The organism is Calderihabitans maritimus (assembly GCF_002207765.1).
Lineage (GTDB): Bacteria > Bacillota > KKC1 > Calderihabitantales > Calderihabitantaceae > Calderihabitans > Calderihabitans maritimus.
Genome location: NZ_BDGJ01000126.1, coordinates 1 through 17060 on the forward strand (window position 1 = coordinate 1; position 17060 = coordinate 17060).

Genomic DNA, 17060 nt, shown 5'->3' on the forward strand with positions numbered 1-17060 from the left:
ATTGTGAGCCATTAGCTCAGTTGGTAGAGCACCTGACTTTTAATCAGGGTGTCCCAGGTTCGAGTCCTGGATGGCTCACCATTTATTTTTATTGTGCGGGAGTGGCGGAACTGGCAGACGCACCAGACTTAGGATCTGGCGGTTTTAACCGTGGGGGTTCAAGTCCCTTCTCCCGCACCAAGCGGAAGTGGCTCAGTGGTAGAGCATCGCCTTGCCAAGGCGAGGGTCGCGGGTTCGAATCCCGTCTTCCGCTCCAGTTTTTTAAATTTTTATTTATTTTGCTGAATTAGTGCCAAGACAAGACTTCGGTCATATTAGGTCTATTCGGCAACCCTGGTTATAAATTGAACCCCAACCGGGGTTTACCTGTATTTATATATAATTTTGCAGGAAAAGAAGAGTTTTTAGCGAAATAGTAGTTATCTTCCAGTCCCAGGTTAAAATGGAGTGGTACTTCTGGGAAAACTAGGACATATAATAAACAAATTCGAAGGATTGAGGTGGTAGTATAAATGAAATCAAAGCTGGAAAAAATAGAGAAGAATCGCGCCTTAATGGAAGTAGAAGTCGAACCGGAAGAACTAGATAAAGCTTTGTGGCAAGCTTATCGTAAAGTAGTCAAAAAGGTGAATATACCCGGTTTCCGTAAAGGAAAGGCTCCCCGACGTTTGGTAGAAAATTATGTAGGAAAGGAAACCCTCCTGCAGGAAGCTTTGGAGATAGTTATTCCCCAGGCGTATACAGAAGCTGTAAATGAAACCCAGATAGAGCCTATTGACTATCCTCGGTTGGAGGTAGTTCAGGCTGAAGAGGGGAAGCCGTTAATTTTTAAAGCTGAGGTAGATGTAAAACCGGAAGTTCGCCTAGGCCAGTATAAAGGTTTGGAAGTTGAAAAAGAAGAGGTAAAAATTGAAGAGGAAGATGTACAGCGTTATCTGGAAAATATGCAGCAGCGTTATGCTAAACTGGTCTCGGTGAATGACGGGGCGGTAGAAGAGGGTGATGTAGTAACTATTGATTTTGAAGGTTTTATTGAAGGCAAACCGTTTGAAGGGGGGCAAGGGGAAGATTTTACGCTTGAAATAGGAACGGGATTTTTTATCCCTGGGTTTGCCGAGCAATTAGTAGGAGCAAAAGTTGACGAAGAAAGGGAAATTAACGTTACTTTCCCTAGCGATCATCCAAATAAAGACTTGGCGGGCAAAGAAGCTGTTTTTAAAGTTTTGGTGAAAGAAATTAAAAGGAAAGAGTTGAGTCCTCTCGACGATGAGTTTGCTAAAGATGTAAGTGAATTCGAGACCTTGGAGGAATTAAAAAACGATATTAGGAATAAACTGAAAGCAACGGCAGAGCAGAGAGCTGAAGAGGAGTTCCGCCGTAGGGTAGTCGAAAAAGCGGTGGAAGCAGCAGAAGTGGAAATACCGGAAATACTGATTAAGCGGCAGCTGGAAAGTATAATTCAAGAAATTGAACGAAATTTAAAATACCAGGGACTTACTTTAGATAAGTACCTGGAGATGTCCAATCTTACCTTAGAAAAATTGCAGGAAAAATACCGTGATCAGGCTGTAAAAAGAGTTAAATCGGATTTGGTATTGGAAGCCATTGCTAAGGCAGAAAAAATTGAGGTTACCGAAGAAGATGTAGACGAGGCTGTTACCCGGCTGGCAGAAAGTTATAAACAAGATCCCAAGGCTGTTAAAGCGACTTTAGCAGCTCAGGATAATTTGCAGGACCTTAAGTACAATTTGCTTCTGAAAAAAACCGTGGACTTCTTGGTGAACAGTGTTAAAAGTGCCTGATAACGGGGAAGGATATAAGAGAGAGGTGGGCAAGGATGAGTACTTTAGTTCCTATAGTAGTAGAGCAGACTAACCGCGGAGAAAGGGCCTATGATATTTACTCCCGTCTGCTGAAAGATCGCATTATCTTTATAGGCAGTGCTATAGACGACCATATTGCTAACTTGGTTATTGCACAAATGCTTTTCTTGGAAGCTGAAGATCCGGAAAAAGATATTCACCTGTACATCAACAGTCCTGGTGGATCTATTACAGCAGGAATGGCTATATTTGATACCATGCAGTACATTAAACCCGATGTTTCTACTATTTGTGTAGGCCTGGCAGCAAGTATGGGAGCGTTCTTGCTGGCGGCAGGCACTAAGGGAAAGCGATACGCTTTACCTCATAGCGAGATAATGATACACCAACCTATTGGCGGCACCCAAGGACAGGCAGTGGACATTGAAATCCATGCTAAGCGAATTATACGGGTGCGGGATACGCTGAACAAGATTCTATCGGATATCACTGGGAAACCGTTGGAAGTAATCCAAAAAGATACGGACCGGGACTTCTTTATGTCGGCCGAAGAAGCAAAAGAATACGGCCTGGTTGATGAGGTGATATCCCGGAGAGATGCTCCCTTAAATAAGAAATAGTGGGGTGAAACCATGTATAAATATACTGACGATAAAGGGCAGTTGAAATGCTCTTTCTGTGGAAAGTTGCAGGATCAGGTGAAGAAACTGGTAGCTGGCCCCGGCGTGTATATATGCGATGAGTGTATTGAACTGTGTAATGAAATAATTGAGGAAGAACTTAACGAGGACATCAGTTTGGATATAGGAGATATTCCTAAGCCTAAAGAAATTCGTGAAATTCTGGATCAATATGTTATTGGCCAGGAAGAGGCTAAAAAGACTCTATCGGTTGCGGTCTACAATCATTATAAAAGAATAAACATGGGCATGAAAATTGATGACGTGGAACTGCAGAAGAGCAACATTATCATGCTGGGACCGACCGGTAGTGGTAAAACCTTGTTGGCCCAGACCTTGGCGCGCATTTTAAATGTTCCTTTCGCTATAGCAGATGCTACTTCTCTTACCGAAGCCGGGTATGTAGGAGAGGACGTAGAAAACATTCTCTTGAAGCTTATTCAAGCTGCCGATTATGATATAGAAAAAGCAGAAAAGGGCATAGTTTACATCGATGAAATCGATAAAATCGCCCGCAAATCTGAGAACCCATCTATTACCCGGGATGTTTCAGGAGAAGGGGTACAACAGGCTTTATTAAAAATCCTGGAAGGTACCATAGCCAGTGTTCCCCCGCAGGGCGGTCGTAAGCACCCTCATCAGGAGTTTATCCAGTTGGATACTACTAATATTTTATTCATATGCGGTGGGGCATTCGAGGGAATAGATAAAATAATTCAAAATCGTATTGGTAAGAAGTCCATGGGATTTGGAGCTGAAATTGGAAGCAAGAAGGATGAAAACTTGGGAGAGGTATTGAAGCATATCTTGCCCCAGGACTTGTTGAAGTATGGTTTAATACCGGAATTTGTAGGTAGACTGCCGGTGATTGTAACTTTAAACCCACTGGACGAGGATGCATTGGTACGTATTTTGACGGAACCTCGCAATGCGCTGGTCAAGCAGTACAGTAAGCTGTTTGAGTTGGACGGAGTCACTTTAGAATTCAAGGAGGACGCTCTCCGGGCCATAGCTCAGGAAGCAATTAAGCGTAATACGGGAGCTCGTGGACTAAGGGCTATCATGGAGGAAATAATGCTTGATGTAATGTATGACTTACCATCCCGTAGGGATGTGACCAAGTGTATCATAACTAAAGATGTAGTATTGAAGAAAGAAGAACCTCTGTTAGTAACTGTAGATCGGAAGAAAAAAGAAGAATCCGCTTAAATGACAGGGCAACCTGTCGTTTTTTTCTTTGTTGATTAATTCAATAAATATCCCCCAATAGAATAGAAAAACGTTTCAAGGTAATACTATAACAAGATGATTTCGGGAACTGTGAAAGGAGTTGGCAGGTTACGTGTTAGATTACGCTGCCGGTATTGGGGGATTTCTTGGTTTTGTTCAGATTTTCTTCGCCATCGTTATTGGCCTGTATTTTTGGAATTTGCTTAAAACTCAACATGTCAATAAAATAGCGGTCGATAAAGAATCTAAAAAAGAGTTGGAAAAACTTCAGAAACTGCGAAAGATTGCTCTTACAGAACCTCTTTCTGAAAAAACCAGGCCGACCAAGTTTGAAGAAATTATCGGGCAGGATGAAGGTCTTAAAGTGTTGCGGGCGGCCCTTTGCGGCCCTAACCCTCAGCATGTAATCATTTACGGGCCACCAGGGGTAGGAAAGACAGCAGCTGCCCGCTTGGTCTTAGAGGAGGCGAAAAAGAATCCTAAATCACCTTTTAGAGAAGATGCTAAGTTTGTGGAGATAGACGGGGCCACGGCACGTTTTGACGAAAGGGGTATTGCCGATCCATTGATCGGATCAGTCCATGACCCTATTTATCAGGGAGCCGGTCCCTTAGGTATGGCCGGAATTCCTCAACCCAAGCCCGGTGCCGTGACCAAAGCTCACGGAGGAGTATTGTTCATAGATGAAATTGGAGAACTTCATCCTATTCAAATAAACAAACTTCTTAAGGTTTTAGAGGATCGGAAAGTAATCCTGGAAAGTGCTTATTACAGCTCCGAAGATACAAATATTCCCAACCATATACATGATATCTTTCAAAATGGTCTACCGGCTGATTTCCGGTTAATAGGGGCAACTACCAGGATGCCGGAAGAGATACCCCCGGCTATTCGCTCACGGTGTATGGAAGTGTTTTTTCGCTCCCTGCGGCCGGAAGAGATTGCTATCATAGCCCGTAACGCGGCGGATAAGATGGAGTTTTCCATCGAAGATAAAGGTGTAGAAGTAATTAGTAAATATGCTACCAACGGACGTGAGGCGGTGAATATTGTTCAAATTGCCGGTGGGATAGCTCTGACTCAAGGTAGAAGTTATATAAGCACCGAAGACATCGAGTGGGTTGTTAACAGTGGCCAGTACTTGCCTAGGCCAGATAAAAAGATTCCCAGCCAACCTCAGGTTGGATTAGTCAACGGGCTAGCTGTTTATGGCCCTAACATGGGTACGTTGGTAGAACTGGAAGCCTCGGTAATACCGGTAGCCAAGGGAAGAGGGCAGGTAGTGGTTACTGGTGTGGTAGAAGAAGAAGAAATGGGTGGTAGTAGCGGCAGAAAGATGCGACGGAAAAGTATGGCCAAAGAATCGGTAGAAAATGTGATTACAGTACTGCGTCGTCATTTCGACGTTGACCCCAGGGATTATGATATTCACATCAATTTCCCCGGCGGTATTCCCATTGACGGTCCGTCAGCAGGGGTCGCCATAGCTACTGCTATTTATTCGGCAATAACCGATGTTCCGGTGGACAACACAGTAGCCATGACCGGGGAAATTTCTATCCGGGGTAACGTGAAACCGGTAGGAGGTATAGTGGCCAAAGTAGAAGCCGCCCGGCTGGCGGGTGTGAAAAAAGTAATCATTCCCCAAGAGAACTGGCAGGAAATTTTTCGTGAATTAAATGACATCGAAGTAATGCCAGTAGAGAATTTAGAAAAAGCAATTAAACATGCTTTGGTACCCAAAGAGAAAAAGGTTGCCTCCGGTACACTTTCCGGTCAGGTTGACTTATTTACTGCTTCAAGGCTATAATGAAATAAAAAGAGCCCTGTAAAAGGGCTCTTCTTCCATGTGAAGGAGAAAGTATGGAGGGCAAGTGAGCTCGTGCGGCAAGTTGATATAAGAGCGATATAGATGGAGGTGTACGAATGAAAGGAACGGCTGAGTCGCCGCTACGAACGATTCCTTTGTTACCCCTGCGGGGGGTTCTGGTATTTCCGTATATGGTCATTCATCTGGATGTAGGGCGGGAGCGTTCAGTTAAGGCTATTGACCAGGCTATGATTGAAGATAGACAGATATTCCTGGTGATGCAAAAAGAGGCGCAGACTGATGAGCCTACTGAAGAGGACATTTACCGCATAGGTACTATAGCTGAGATCAAGCAACTTCTAAAATTACCCGGTGGAACTATCAGAGTATTAGTAGAAGGGGTCAAGAGAGCTAGAATCAAAAAATATTTGGCTTATGATCCCTATATCAAAGTGGAAGTCGAAGAGCATGTAGAAGACACGGAAATCACTCCGGAGATAGAAGCTCTAATGCGGAACTTGGTGAACCACTTTGAACAATATGTTAAAGTGAGTAAGAAAATACCGCCGGAGACAGTAGTTTCGGTAGTTACTCTTGAGGAACCGGCGCGTCTGGCTGATGTTATTGCCTCTCACCTAGCCTTAAAGCTTACCGATAGACAAGCAGTGCTAGAAGCCCTTGATGTCAAGGAACGGTTGGAGCTTTTAGCCCGCATATTGAGTAAGGAAATGGAAATTCTCGAGTTGGAACGCAAAATCAACATGCGGGTACGTAAACAGATGGAAAAAACCCAGAAAGAATATTATTTGAGGGAACAGTTGAAGGCCATTCAAAAGGAGTTAGGAGAAAAGGACGAAAGGGTTGCGGAAGGAGAGGAACTGCGGGAACGGATTAGAAAAGCAAAGTTGCCGAAAGATATCCGGCAGAAGGCGCTGAAAGAAGTTGAACGACTGGAAAAGATGCCACCTATGGTAGCTGAGGCTACAGTGGTAAGAAATTACCTTGACTGGTTACTGGCTCTTCCTTGGAATAAAGAAACCAGAGACCGGTTAGATATAGGCGTTGCCGAAGAGATCTTAGACGAAGACCACTACGGGCTCCGGGAAGTGAAAGATAGAATTCTGGAGTACCTGGCCATAAGGAAACTTGCCAAGAAGATGAAAGGCCCTATTCTGTGCTTTGTAGGGCCTCCAGGAGTGGGCAAAACGTCTTTGGCCAAATCTATTGCTCGAGCCTTGCAGCGTAAATTTGTCCGCATGTCCTTGGGCGGGGTGCGGGACGAAGCAGAAATTCGGGGTCACCGCCGTACCTACGTGGGAGCAATGCCGGGAAGAATTATTCAGGGGATACGGCAGGCAGGTTCCAAGAATCCGGTATTTCTGCTGGATGAGATTGACAAAATGAGTATGGATTTCCGCGGAGATCCCTCGGCGGCTCTACTGGAAGTACTAGATCCGGAACAAAATAGCAGTTTTAGTGACCATTATATTGAGGTGCCTTTCGACCTTTCTAAAGTACTGTTCATTACAACGGCCAATGTTCAATATTCTATTCCCCGTCCCCTACTGGACCGGATGGAAGTAATTTATATCTCAGGGTACACAGAGGAAGAAAAAGTAAAAATAGCCCAAAACTATTTATTGCCCAAACAGCTTAAAGAACATGGACTAAAATCTAAACAACTGCAACTGTCGGAAAATGCTATCCGGAGGATAATACGGGAATATACTCGGGAAGCAGGAGTAAGGAATCTAGAAAGACAAATTGCTACCATCTGTCGTAAGACCGCTAGGGACATTGTGGCGGGGAAGACAGAACGGGTTACGGTTAACATGAAAAACCTAGAAAGTTTCTTGGGTATACCTCGTTATCGTTATGGAGCAGCAGAAAAGGAAAATGAAGTAGGAGTGGCTACTGGACTTGCCTGGACCCAAACCGGGGGCGACGTTCTCAGTGTGGAGGCTACTATTCTGAAAGGTAAAGGTGGTCTTACTTTGACCGGCAAACTGGGGGAGGTAATGAAAGAATCGGCTCAAGCTGGTTTCAGCTACATTCGTTCCAAAGCTGGCGACCTAAATATAGAAGAGGGTTTTCATGAGAAATACGATATTCACATTCATGTTCCCGAGGGAGCTATTCCTAAAGATGGACCTTCGGCGGGAATTACTATGGCTACAGCGTTGGCTTCCGCCCTGACTGGCCGGCCGGTTCGAAGAGATGTGGCTATGACGGGTGAGATAACCTTACGAGGCAGGGTACTGCCGGTAGGAGGAATCAAAGAGAAGGTGCTGGCTGCTCACCGGGCCGGAATTAAAACTATTATCTTACCCCGTGAGAATGAGAAACAGTTGGAAGAAATTCCGCCGCATGTCAGGAGGAAATTGCGCTTTGTTCTGGTAGAGCATATGGATGAAGTTTTATCAACAGCTTTGGTGCAGGAGGAAGCATGAGGATACAGCAGGCTGAATTTGTTACTTCGGCCATGCGACGGGAACAGCTTCCCCGGGAAGAACTCCCGGAAATAGCCCTGGTAGGCCGGTCCAACGTTGGCAAATCATCGCTAATTAATAAAATATGTAACCGCACCGGGTTGGCCCGGGTAAGTCGGCATCCGGGAAGAACGAGGACCATTAATTTTTACCGTATTAATAGAGCCTTTTTTCTGGTTGATCTACCCGGGTACGGTTTTGCCAGGGTTTCGGACCAAATGAAACGACAATGGGCCGGAACCATCGAAAGTTATCTAAAAAACCGTTCTGTTTTACGGGCGGTGTTGCACATAGTGGATATACGTCATCCACCGACGGAGGATGACGTGCAGATGTACCACTGGCTTAAACATTATAATTACTCTACTCTAATAGTTGCTACGAAAGCGGACAAAATCAGCAAGGGGAAATGGCCTCAATATATCTCCCAAATTCGGCGTATCCTTGTGGTTAAGGAAGAAGATAAAATAATACCTTTTTCGGCCAAAACCGGCCAGGGGAAGCAAGAAATATTGCGGGAACTGGCAAAGTACGCCGGTTTACCCCACTAACTACGATAACCACCCTTTTCTCTCCTGTTGGTTGACCAGGTTGGTAACGCCGGGAATAATTCAGTTTTTCCGGCGTATTTTGTTAAAGAGAGGAATTTGAGTCGGAGGAGGGGTAAAAGGGTGGGGAAGAGAAATTACGGTGCGGTTTTATATGGGTTCGCTATTACCTTCCTTATTTTAGTAGTCGGTATTTTGCTGAGTGTTATCTTCGTTTTCTTAACTTCCAGTCGTTTAGTTTATGTCGCGAATTACTGGAAACTGGTAACTTTTATTAGCCTGATAGCTGGAGGGACGGTGGCCGGGTGGCAGGATGCCCGTAATGGTTTTTTAAACGGCAGTAGAGTAGGGATGGTATATGCTTTCTTATCAATACTGGTCACCGCCATATTTATACCCCAAATCCTATCCTTCAGAGGCATTTTATGGAGATTAGTTTATGTACTCATTTTGAGCGGTACGGCAGGAATAATTGGTGCCAATTTCCGGATAATTTCACGACATAAAAGTAAATTTAGTCCGGTTAAAAGTAAATATAATAATTAAAATTTTTCTGAAAAAAAGGAAAATTAAATTCTACAGCGAAAGTAAAATCATTAATAATTTTAATTGAATATTTTAACGAAGAAGATTGATAACAGGTGGTGTAATTTTGGTGAACTTGGTTGAAGAAGTATTAGCAGGTCATCGCCGGGCCATTGCTAAAGCAATTACCTTGGTAGAGAATGGAGCGGAGAGTAAAGAGAGTTTATTAGGACAACTTTATGCCTACACTGGGAAGGCTTATGTTATTGGTGTTACCGGCTCCCCCGGCGCAGGCAAGAGCTCGCTGGTGGACCAGTTCACAGGAGAGTTGAGGAAAAGAGGTTTAACGGTAGGGGTAATAGCTGTTGATCCCACCAGCCCGTTCAGTGGAGGAGCTTTGTTAGGAGACCGCATCCGGATGCAGTCTCATGTGCTTGACGATGGAGTGTTCATCCGCAGTATGGGAACTAGAGGAAGTTTGGGAGGGCTTTCTCGGGCTACCAAAGAAGCAATCAAGATTTTAGATGCGGCCGGAAAAGACATCATTTTGGTGGAAACTGTAGGAGTGGGACAATCGGAACTCGACATAATGAATGCGGCGGATACTACCATCGTGGTGTTAACTCCCGGAGCGGGAGATATTATTCAAACTTTAAAGGCGGGCATAATGGAGATTGCCGATATCTTTGTAGTTAACAAGGCCGACCTGGAGGGAGCTCAGAGAACCATTACGGAAGTGGAATCCATGTTAGATTTAGATAATGACCCTGAGTGGCGGCCTCCGGTAGTACCTGTGATTTCCCTTTACGGAAAAGGAATTAGAGAATTATATGACGCGGTTCAGTCTCACCGGAAGTACTTAGAGGAGAGCGGGAAATTGCGAGAACTGAGGGAAAACCGTATGCGTTCCGAAGTAATAGAAATTGTTTTGGAAGAATTGAAAAAACTGATAACCGAACGTTTCAAGGTTGCCGGCGAGTTTGAGGACCTGCTCAGCCAGGTAGTTGAAAGAAAGGTCGATCCTTACGCTGCTTCCAGAAAGATATTAAGAGAAATTACCCAACGAACTTCCTCGCTAACAGGATCGGTGTAGTAAGTTTTAAGACAGGGAGGCGAGAGAATATGAGTGAAACTCTAATTATGGAAGCCCGAAATAAAGCTGGAAACTATTTCAGAGAGGGATATAATTGCGCCGAATCTATCTTTTTAACCTTTAGGGAGCTCTTGATGCCTGAATTGGATGCTAACCTGGTGAAACTGGCTTCTGGTTTAGGCGGAGGGCTGGGCCATGCCGGTTGCAGTTGCGGAGCTCTCACCGGTTCGGTTGTGGTACTGGGATTGCTGAGAGGCCGGACTTCTACAGATATGGCGGGGCGGGATGCAATTTATGAATTATCCCGGGAGTTTCATGACCGGTTTAAAGAAAATTTTGGGAAAACCTGCTGTCGGGTTTTGAACCCTTATGAATATGATACTAAAGAGCATTTGCGCCACTGCTTGAAGATAACCGGAAACACCAGTAAACTGCTTATGGCTTTCCTGCTGGAAAAACAAATCGTTTCAACTGAAAATCACTTATCTTAAGGGTTGATAAATTTAGGCATCCTGGTTTGTATTTTTATTGTTTAGGAGAAAATAAAGCATGGGGTGAAAAACTCATGCTTTATTTTGTTCCCAAATTGGTCCTTATGAACCGGCAAGCCCTTGAGTATCCTATGGGTAGTAGATTGATGAAGTGCTTGCAAAAAGAAGGTATCCAGATAAGATTGTTCGATAAAAAGGTTCCTGTTATATCTCGTGGTTCTTTTACCAAAGACTTTTTCTTTGCTAAACAAACTATGGTTGTTACAGTCTGGCGAAGGCGAGAATTTCAAACGTGTAGGCCGTCGGCTCATTACCAACTCCCCCTAGTTTCCGGCTGCCCAGGAATATGTGAATATTGTTATTTGAACACAAATCTCGGGCGGAGACCGTTTATAAAGGTCTATGTGAACTTGGAAGAAATTTTTGCCCGGGCTGAACAATACATTAAGGAGAGAAAACCGGAACTTACCCTTTTTGAAGGTGCTGCTACTTCCGATCCTGTAGCCGTTGAAAGATGGACCGGTTCTCTTCAAAAGGCGATAGAGTACTTTGCCCGCTTTGAAGAGGCGCGGTTTCGCTTTGTAACTAAATTTATTGACATAGACAGCCTGCTGGGGGTAGAACATAAAGGCCATACTGAAATTAGATTCAGTATAAATTGTGATTATGTAGTCGAACGGTTTGAAAAGTTAGTTCCTTCCAATCGAGAAAGGCTTGAAGCGGCTAGAAAAGTAATGGAAGCTGGCTACCCTACAGGGTTTCTGATCGGACCAATTATGATTTTTGATAGGTGGCGCGAGGAATATGGAAAGTTGTTTGAAATGCTGAAGGAATATATGCCAAGAGATACCTCGCTTACGTTTGAACTCATTACTCACCGCTTTACTCCCCGGGCCAAGACTATAATCCGGCAGGTATACCCGAGAACGGAAGTGCCTTTAGATGAAAGTAAGCGAAAGTTTAAGTTCGGGCAGTTCGGCTACGGAAAATATATTTATATGGACGATGACATGACTGAACTCAAAGATTATTTCTCAAGTCAAATAACTAGAGTCTTTCCAAAAGCGAAGATACTTTACTTCGTATAGTTCGCCAACAAATGTCAATGAGGTTGACAGAAATAGTACGGGCAGAGTATTATATTTAATAAATTAATAATTGACGATATTGTAATAAAGTCCCTAAAATTTAAGGCGTTGAAGGGGAGGAGTATCCTGGATACCCCCAACAGAGAGAGAAACTCGTAGGCTGAGAGGTTTCTCAGGAAATGGTTCCAGGAGAAGGTCGCCCCGGAGTCGTTAAGCTGAAAGGTACAGTAAGCTTAACCGGGTAGCCCGTTATAGCTTTAGAGAGTCCTACGCCTTCGGTTCGATCGTATGCGTAGGAAACTAGGGTGGTACCACGGAAGAGCTTCTTCCGTCCTTAGGGGGGAAGAAGCTTTTATTTTTTGGTTGAAAAGATACAGAGGCTGAAATGGGGGGTAGAAAGTAGTGCAGGAAATTTCGAAAACCTATGACCCGAAAAAAGTAGAAGAGAAATGGTATCACTACTGGAATGAACGGAATTACTTTTATGCTCCGGTAGATGAGGAGAAAGAGCCTTTTTGCATCGTGATGCCGCCACCTAACGTTACCGGTTCCCTGCACTTGGGACATGCTCTGGACAATACGTTGCAGGATATTTTAATTCGCTGGAGGCGGATGCAGGGATACAACGCCTTGTGGGTGCCGGGAACTGACCACGCAGGAATTGCCACCCAGGCCCGAGTGGAAGAGGAGTTAGCCAAAGAAGGATTAAGCAAATATGATTTAGGCCGGGAAAAGTTTCTGGAAAGAGTTTGGGACTGGAAACACCAGTACGGAAATAAAATCACCAGCCAATTGCGCCTGCTGGGATCTTCTTGCGACTGGAGTCGCGAAAGGTTCACCATGGACGAAGGCTGTTCCCGAGCGGTACGAGAAGTTTTTGTGCGTTTGTATAAAAAAGGATTGATTTACCGGGGCAATTATATTATTAACTGGTGTCCGAAATGCCAAACTACTATTTCGGACATTGAAGTGGAACACCAGGAGCGGGAAGGCAATCTCTGGCATATTCGTTACCCGGTAAAAGACAGTGATGAATACATTGTAGTTGCTACTACCCGTCCGGAAACTATGCTGGGGGATACAGCCGTTGCCGTTCACCCGGAGGATGAAAGGTACCAACACCTGATTGGTCGTTCTGTTATATTGCCAGTGGTCGGCCGGGAAATCCCCATTATTGCTGATGAGTACGTGGATCCGGAATTCGGTTCCGGTGCAGTTAAGATTACGCCGGCCCATGATCCTAACGACTTTGAAATTGCCTTAAGGCACAACTTACCTTTTGTCGTGGTGATTGATAAGAATGCCCGCATGACGAAAGAAGCCGGCAAGTACCAGGGGATGGAGCGCTATGAATGCCGCAAGCAGCTGCTGGAACAGCTTAAAGAAGAAGGTTTCTTGGTCAATGTGGAAGATTATAGCCACGCAGTAGGACAGTGTTACCGTTGCGATACAATTATCGAACCGCTGGTTTCGGAACAATGGTTTGTCAAGATGAAACCGCTGGCAGAACCGGCTATCCGGGCGGTAAAAGAAGGAAGAATACGTTTTGTGCCGGAACGTTTCACCAAAATTTACCTTAACTGGATGGAGAATATCCGAGACTGGTGCATATCGCGCCAATTGTGGTGGGGTCACCGTATCCCCGTATGGTACTGCCAGGAGTGCGGAGAAATTATTTGTGAAACCGTAGATCCTGATAAGTGTTCTAAATGTGGCAGTTCGGAATTAGTACAGGACCCTGACGTTTTGGATACCTGGTTCAGCTCTGCTCTATGGCCTTTTTCTACTTTGGGTTGGCCTGAAAGAACTCCCGAGTTAAACTATTTCTACCCTACCAACGTTCTGGTAACAGGGAGGGACATAATCTTTTTCTGGGTGGCCCGGATGATTTTTATGTCCCTGGAATTTATGAAAGAGGTACCCTTCCGGGAGGTATTTATTCACGGGCTGGTGCTTGACGCTCAGGGACGTAAGATGAGCAAGTCGTTAGGTAACGGTGTCGACCCTATTGAAGTTATTGACCAGTACGGGGCGGACACGCTGCGTTTCATGCTGGTTACGGGTAATACTCCGGGCAATGATTTGCGCTTCCATTTTGAAAGACTGGAAGGAGTTCGCAACTTCTGCAATAAAATTTGGAATGCCTCCCGCTTTGCCGTTATGAACCTTAGCGACTATGAAGAACCAGAAGAAGTATCCCGGGAATATACCTTGGCGGACCGCTGGATTTTAAGTCGTTATTCTAGGACGGTCAAAGAAGTGACGCGTCTTTTGGAAAAGTATGAACTAGGGGAAGCTGCCCGCATTCTCTACGAATTTATCTGGACTGAGTTTTGTGACTGGTATATAGAACTGATTAAACCCCGCTTGTACGGTAAGGAAAGCCCGGAATCCAGGAGAACTGCGCAGTATGTACTTAATTATGTTTTAGGCGGGACTATGAGACTTCTTCATCCCTTCATGCCGTTCATTACGGAAGAAATTTGGCACCACCTACCTCAAGATCGAGAGAGCATTATGATAGCATCTTGGCCTGAAGACGAGCCTGAGAGGGAGGACAGAGAAGCGGAGCAGAAAATGGAACTGCTCATGAACGTAATTCGTGCCGTGCGAAATCTCCGCAGTGAAATGAACGTGCCGCCGAACCGGCAGGCAGAAGTGATCTTGGCAGCTAACAGCGCAGAGGCCTTGAAAATATTGGAGGAGGGTATGAGCTATCTAAAGAACTTAGCCAACGCTGCGCCGGTAACCCTCCGGGAGAGGATAGAGGAAAAACCAGCAAAAGCTGCTACTGCGGTTGAAAACGGGATAGAAATCTTCATGCCTCTGGAAGGGCTTATCGATATAGACCGGGAGGTAGAACGTTTAGAGAAAGAGTTGGCAGAAGTGAAACAGGAATTGGAAAGAGTTAAGAAGAAGTTAAGCAACGAAGGTTTCCTGTCCAAGGCGCCGCGGGAGATAGTTGACAAAGAAAAAGCTAAGAAACTAGAATTTGAAAGAAAACAACAGATACTCGAACAGCGGTTAAGCATGTTGAAGGGTTAGAACCTAAAGGGAGAGGGAAAAAGCATTGAACTACCGGGAGTCCTTAGAGTACTTACAGCATCTTACTAAATTTGGTTTTAATTTTGGTCTTGATCGCATAAAACATTTACTGTATATGTTAGGAGATCCTCATAAAAGTTTAAGAGTAATTCATGTAGGAGGAACCAACGGGAAGGGGTCTACCGTAGCTATGATTGCCAAAGTATTGGAAGAAGAAGGCTACCGGGTAGGCACCTTCACCTCTCCACACCTACATTCTTATTGCGAGCGAGTCCAGATTAACGGAGTGCAAATTGCTCCCGAAAGGTTTGCCGAGATTATAACCAGGCTTAGACCTCTTCTGGACCGGATGGTGGTGGAAGGGCACGAACACCCGACGGAATTTGAAGTTATTACTGCCCTTGGTTTTCTGTACTTTTTTGAAGAAAAAGTGGATTTTGTGGTACTTGAAGTAGGGCTAGGGGGAGCTATAGATTCCACCAATGTAGTGGTCCCTTTAGTGAGTGTCATTACCAACGTTGGGATGGATCATATGGATTATCTAGGCAGTACGATAGAAGAGATTGCGCGGGTTAAGGCAGGTATTATCAAGGAGAAAGGATATGTAGTGACGGCAGCCGAGAATAAGGAAGCCCTAAAGGTTATCAGCGATGTCTGTCGGGAAAAAGAGGCCCGGCTCATTCGGGTCGGTAAAGAGGTTACCTTGGAAGAAATTGAATGCAATTTAACCGGGCAGCGCTTTCATGTCCGGGGGATGCGACAGGAGTACCGGGACCTTTTTATACCTCTTTTGGGAAGGCACCAATTGACTAATGCAGCTACAGCGATAGCCGCCCTGGAAGCGCTGGGATTTCATCATATTGTTATTTCCGAACGAGCTATTAAATCCGGACTGGCTAAGACCTCCTGGCCAGCTCGGTTGGAGATCTTAAGCAGAACCCCATTGATTTTGATTGACGCTGCCCATAATGTCGACGGCGCTTTATCCCTGCGCCGGGCCTTGACCGAACTTTTTCCATACCGTCGTTTAATATTGGTTATGGGTATGCTAGCTGACAAAGAGAGGGAAAAGGTGATAGGTTTACTGGCACCGTTGGCGCAGGCGGTGGTGGTCACGAGGCCTAACAGCCCCCGGGCGGGGGACTGGGAATACCTGGCTGAGGAGGTAAAGAAGATAGTCCGGGACGTTTACATGTTTCCCTCGATAACGGAGGCCGTTGATAGAGCCTTACAGTTGGCTCTGCCGGAAGATCTGATTTGTATTACCGGTTCCTTTTACATGGTGGCAGAAGCGAGAGAATATTTGTTGAGAAATTTAGGAAAGGGTAGTAATATCCGGTTGTAAGAAATTTCATGAGAAAAAGAGGATTTTGCTGGTATTTATCGTACTTATTTAGGAAAGGCTCTTGTAGTATTTTGTAGAATTTGGGAGCTAATGTCAGAAGCAGCCTGGGGTAGTTGAGGAAGAAATCGAGGAGGAAAATTGAGTAGGGGAGGAATTCCTGTGAAGACGCTTAAAATACCGGAAGCAGCTATAATGCGCCTATCTGTGTACTCGCGTTATCTTTCACAATTGGACCGCCGGGGCGTTGTTACTGTTTCTTCTAACGACATAGCCGAGGGAGTAGGTGTAAGTCCGGCGCAAGTACGGAAAGACTTAGCCTACTTCGGGGAGTTTGGTACTCGCGGAGTGGGTTATAATGTTAAGGATCTTCATCGCCATATTATGAAAATACTGGGACTAAACTATCAGTGGCCGGTTATTATTGTAGGAGCAGGAAATTTGGGTACGGCTCTCTGTATGTATGCCGGTTTCAGGGAACGGGGTTTCAATATAGTTGGTATTTTTGATAATGATCCTAACAAAATAGGCCACCGGTTGAACAACGTGGAAGTATACCCCATGAGCCGGTTGAAGGAGGTAGTTGAGGAAGAAGACGTGAAAATTGGCATCATAGCTGTTCCCGCCGATCATGCCCAGGAAGTGTCCAATCTCTTGGTAGAAGCGGGGGTTAAAGCGATTTTGAATTTTGCTCCTAAGGTTCTTAATGTACCTGCAGAAGTAGAATTAAGAAATGTTGACCTGTCGGTGAACTTGGAAATACTTACTTTCAATTTGAGCTATCGTCGAAAATATTATTAACAATGGCGCCGTGGGGGGCGCTTTTTTTATAAGTAGCACCCAAAGGCAGGAATTTTGTTATGCCATAAGGAAACGATAGCTACTAGGGTAGCTTA

13 protein-coding genes, 3 tRNA genes and 1 other annotated feature are annotated in these 17060 nt (G+C 44.9%); all 16 genes read left to right on the forward strand.

Annotated elements, in window-relative coordinates:
- Positions 1-5 precede the first annotated feature (5 nt).
- Positions 6-81 (forward strand) — tRNA-Lys (locus KKC1_RS10790).
- 14 nt (positions 82-95) lie between these two features.
- Positions 96-180, forward strand: a tRNA-Leu gene (locus tag KKC1_RS10795).
- Position 181: 1 nt separating this feature from the next.
- Positions 182-256 (forward strand) — tRNA-Gly (locus KKC1_RS10800).
- 256 nt (positions 257-512) lie between these two features.
- Positions 513-1802 (forward strand): trigger factor, encoded by a 1290-nt coding sequence (gene tig, locus KKC1_RS10805; RefSeq protein WP_088554470.1) that lies wholly within the window; start codon positions 513-515, stop codon positions 1800-1802.
- A 35-nt stretch (positions 1803-1837) separates the two neighbouring features.
- On the forward strand, positions 1838-2443 hold the full coding sequence (gene clpP / locus KKC1_RS10810) for an ATP-dependent Clp endopeptidase proteolytic subunit ClpP (RefSeq protein ID WP_088554471.1): 606 nt from the start codon (positions 1838-1840) through the stop codon (positions 2441-2443).
- A 12-nt stretch (positions 2444-2455) separates the two neighbouring features.
- Positions 2456-3712 carry an ATP-dependent Clp protease ATP-binding subunit ClpX gene (clpX, locus tag KKC1_RS10815; protein WP_088554472.1) on the forward strand — a complete coding sequence of 419 codons (1257 nt, stop codon included), beginning with the start codon at positions 2456-2458 and terminating at the stop codon, positions 3710-3712.
- 133 nt (positions 3713-3845) lie between these two features.
- The gene (gene lonB / locus KKC1_RS10820) at positions 3846-5543 is read left to right on the forward strand and encodes an ATP-dependent protease LonB (protein ID WP_088554473.1); all 1698 of its coding nucleotides are present in this window, start codon (positions 3846-3848) and stop codon (positions 5541-5543) included.
- A 116-nt stretch (positions 5544-5659) separates the two neighbouring features.
- Positions 5660-7993, forward strand: a complete 2334-nt coding sequence (gene lon, locus KKC1_RS10825) for an endopeptidase La (RefSeq protein WP_088554474.1) — start codon at positions 5660-5662, stop codon at positions 7991-7993.
- Entirely contained in the window at positions 7990-8583 is a 594-nt protein-coding gene (gene yihA / locus KKC1_RS10830; RefSeq protein WP_088554475.1) for a ribosome biogenesis GTP-binding protein YihA/YsxC, read from the forward strand. Before lon ends, yihA begins: the two co-directional genes overlap by 4 nt.
- A 120-nt stretch (positions 8584-8703) precedes the next feature.
- Positions 8704-9126, forward strand: coding sequence for a TIGR04086 family membrane protein (locus KKC1_RS10835; protein WP_192868203.1), 423 nt, complete (start codon positions 8704-8706; stop codon positions 9124-9126).
- A gap of 103 nt (positions 9127-9229) precedes the next feature.
- Positions 9230-10198, forward strand: coding sequence for a methylmalonyl Co-A mutase-associated GTPase MeaB (gene meaB, locus KKC1_RS10840; RefSeq protein ID WP_088554540.1), 969 nt, complete (start codon positions 9230-9232; stop codon positions 10196-10198).
- 29 nt (positions 10199-10227) lie between these two features.
- Positions 10228-10689, forward strand: a complete 462-nt coding sequence (locus KKC1_RS10845) for a C-GCAxxG-C-C family protein (protein ID WP_088554477.1) — start codon at positions 10228-10230, stop codon at positions 10687-10689.
- A gap of 74 nt (positions 10690-10763) precedes the next feature.
- Positions 10764-11777 (forward strand): spore photoproduct lyase, encoded by a 1014-nt coding sequence (gene splB, locus KKC1_RS10850; protein WP_088554478.1) that lies wholly within the window; start codon positions 10764-10766, stop codon positions 11775-11777.
- A gap of 99 nt (positions 11778-11876) precedes the next feature.
- Positions 11877-12116: a binding site (T-box leader), on the forward strand.
- 63 nt (positions 12117-12179) lie between these two features.
- A complete protein-coding gene (locus KKC1_RS10855; protein ID WP_088554479.1) occupies positions 12180-14822 on the forward strand; it encodes a valine--tRNA ligase in 2643 nt (880 codons plus the stop codon).
- Between the two features lie 25 nt (positions 14823-14847).
- Positions 14848-16167: a bifunctional folylpolyglutamate synthase/dihydrofolate synthase gene (locus KKC1_RS10860; RefSeq protein WP_088554480.1), complete on the forward strand. Its 1320-nt coding sequence runs from the start codon at positions 14848-14850 to the stop codon at positions 16165-16167.
- 159 nt (positions 16168-16326) lie between these two features.
- Positions 16327-16965: a redox-sensing transcriptional repressor Rex gene (locus tag KKC1_RS10865; protein ID WP_088554481.1), complete on the forward strand. Its 639-nt coding sequence runs from the start codon at positions 16327-16329 to the stop codon at positions 16963-16965.
- Positions 16966-17060 lie beyond the last annotated feature (95 nt).

Coding starts and splice junctions, on each gene's coding strand:
- tig (WP_088554470.1), top strand. CDS start 513: ATGAAATCAAAGCTGGAAAAAATAGAGAAGAATCGCGCCTTAATGGAA.
- clpP (WP_088554471.1), top strand. CDS start 1,838: ATGAGTACTTTAGTTCCTATAGTAGTAGAGCAGACTAACCGCGGAGAA.
- clpX (WP_088554472.1), top strand. CDS start 2,456: ATGTATAAATATACTGACGATAAAGGGCAGTTGAAATGCTCTTTCTGT.
- lon (WP_088554474.1), top strand. CDS start 5,660: ATGAAAGGAACGGCTGAGTCGCCGCTACGAACGATTCCTTTGTTACCC.
- yihA (WP_088554475.1), top strand. CDS start 7,990: ATGAGGATACAGCAGGCTGAATTTGTTACTTCGGCCATGCGACGGGAA.
- KKC1_RS10845 (WP_088554477.1), top strand. CDS start 10,228: ATGAGTGAAACTCTAATTATGGAAGCCCGAAATAAAGCTGGAAACTAT.
- splB (WP_088554478.1), top strand. CDS start 10,764: ATGCTTTATTTTGTTCCCAAATTGGTCCTTATGAACCGGCAAGCCCTT.